3 protein-coding genes are annotated in these 2,472 nt (G+C 65.0%); all 3 read right to left on the bottom strand.

All coding sequences use genetic code 11. The features are described 5' to 3' along the window. On the bottom strand, window positions 1-565 hold a 565-nt coding region (locus M3P27_12540; protein MDP9269137.1), incomplete at its 3' end, for a hypothetical protein. Between the two features lie 76 nt (window positions 566-641). Next, window positions 642-2,027: a 23S rRNA (uracil(1939)-C(5))-methyltransferase RlmD gene (rlmD, locus tag M3P27_12545; protein ID MDP9269138.1), complete on the bottom strand. Its 1,386-nt coding sequence runs from the start codon at window positions 2,025-2,027 to the stop codon at window positions 642-644. Window positions 2,028-2,094: 67 nt separating this feature from the next. Then, the coding region (locus M3P27_12550; GenBank protein ID MDP9269139.1) for a hypothetical protein at window positions 2,095-2,472 on the bottom strand (378 nt) is incomplete at its 5' end.

Consider the following 2,472-nt stretch of genomic DNA (forward strand, 5'->3'; position numbering starts at 1 on the left):
AGTAGATGGAGAGTCGTATGCGCGCGCGCAACGTACGCGCGGGCGCCGCCGGATCGGCCGCTCCGGCATCGCTTTGCGCCGCTTCCACCTGCTCCGTCTCCACGTCCACGATCTGGCGCTGCTCGGCGCCGCGCTCTGCCACCATGCCATCGCGCACCAGGTGCGCGGTGATGGTGGCTTCGTTGCCATCGAGATAAGCGGTGAGGTCGTCGCCCAGGCGGGGCGGGCGTAGTTGCATGTCGAGCGCGCCCAAAGTCGCCAACAACAGCGCCGCGCAGGCATACGCGATGAACAGGCGCGCGGGATGCCACAGTCGTCGCGGGCCGCGGCGCGCTAAGTAGCCCGCCGCCGCTACCGTCAGCATGGCCAGCAGCAGCCACCACAGAGTCGGACGCCAGGCGTAGCTGGCAAACAGGATCCCGGCAGAAAATGCGCAGGCCGCGAGTAGTAATGGGGCGCGCAACAATGGGGCGCGCAACAATGGGGCGCGCAACAATGGAGCCCGTCCACCCGCAAGGCCGGGCACAAGTTCGAGCGCGCGAGCTGGCTCTTCCGCAGAGCTCACCAGTCGTCTCCGCGCGCGGGCCTGGCGAAAGCTCGTGCGTTCTTCTTACCGCCTCATGTGCTCTTCTACTGGAAGATCAGCGCACCAGTTGCACCAGGCTCTCGATGTGGAAGGTCTGGGGAAACAAGTCGATCACGTGCACTTGCTCGGTCCGATAGCCGGATTCTAGCAACAAACGCAGGTCGCGGGAGAGCGTTGCGGGGTCGCAGGAAAGATATGTGAGCCGCGGCGCGGCCAGCTCGGCGAGCTTGCGCGCGACTTTCTCGCCCAATCCGGCGCGCGGCGGGTCCACCACCACCAGCTCGGGCTTTATCTTCTTAGGCAACTGTTCGAGGTAGCGCTCCGTGGTGGATTGGAAGACGCGCACATTCTCCGGCGCGTTCGCGTGCAGGTCTTTCACCGACGCCAGCGACGATTCCACCGCCACCACCTTCTCGAACGTCTTTGCCAGCGGGACGGTGAACAGTCCCACGCCCGCGTAGAGGTCGAGCGCGAGTTTCCCCGCCCGGTCGTTGGTGACGAGTTCGATCAGCTTGTCGGTGAGAAAGCGGTTGGTCTGGAAGAACGAGCCTGCGCTCACGCGGAATTCGCCCGCAGCCGTCGCGTAGCGCAGCTCGGGCGTGCCAGAGGTGAGCAGCGGCCCGGCATCGTCGCATACGACCTCATCGCGCCGCATGCGCGTGCCGAAGAACGCCACGCCTTGCAGTTCCGGCAGCGCCGCCGCGAAGGCCTCGCCTACGGCTTTGGTGTCAATAGGGGAGTTTGGATCGGAGGCGGGCGTCGTCTCGGCGGCAGTGGCGGCCGGAGTCTCGCCGGTTTTCGTCTCGACACGGTCTACTTGAAAAAAGACTTCGAGCAACAGCTTGTCGTCCGCAGCATTCACGAAGAACTCGATCTCGCGGACAGTCTTCGGCAACTTGCCCGCGCGACCCAGCTCCCAGGTTGCGGCGATGGCGCGGTTGATGAGCTCGGAACTGATCGGGCAGCTCGCCACCGCGAGCAGCTCGTGCGAAGCGAACTTGAAATATCCCAGCGCGAAGGGCGCGTGCTGCACGCGCATGCGCGTGCGGTTGCGATAGTTCCAGGTTTGCGAGAGATGTTGCGAGGGATGTGCGCGGATCGCATCTGTCCAGTCCAGCTTCGCGGTGCGCAGCAGCGTCTCGCGCAGGATCTCCGACTTGTAGTTGAGCTGGTCCTCGTGCCGGATGTGCTGATAATGGCAGCCGCCGCACGCGCCGTAGTACTGGCACCCGGGCTCGATTCGTTTCTCAGATGCGATGACCAGCGCGTCCAGCTGCGCACGTTCGAAGCCCGGCTTCGACTCCATGGTCGTCACCTCTGCCACTTCGCCGGGCAGCACGAACGGGACGAACACCGTCTTGCCGCGCTCGCGGCCCGGCTCGGGCGCGAGCCGCGCTAGTCCGTCGCCGCCGTATACGAGTTTTTCGATGGTGATCTTCAAGGAGGGTCGCAGCGGTAATATCCAGTCTACGTGAGCTTTCGTTGCGGCGGCCGAGCGCGGTGACTCCCTACATGTAGAACAGGCTCAGCCGCGGCAGCTTGTAGAGCTCGAGCAGGCGCTTGTGCGTGTACTGGCGCAGCAGTTGCTCGATCTGCGCAGCGGACATCTTGCGTTTGTAGGGCGCGAGTTCCTTGTCAGCCTCGGTGCGGATACGAAGCAGCATCTCGTCGGGCGTTGCGCCCAGCAGCACGGCAAAGAGTTTCTCTTCCATCACGGTGAGGCGCCGCTCGAGTTCCTCGAGTGGCGGGTGCTTGGCCACGCCGCCCACTCGGAGTCCCTCGGCAAGCTCGCGCAGCGTGCTCGCGGTATGGTCGGCGGCAACGCGCGCCGGCCCGGGAAGGTTGGCGGCGGATAACTGCTGCGCGGTTTTCGCAAAGAAAGCGGC

Source organism: Acidobacteriota bacterium, from assembly GCA_030774055.1.
Taxonomy (GTDB): domain Bacteria; phylum Acidobacteriota; class Terriglobia; order Terriglobales; family Acidobacteriaceae; genus JACPNR01.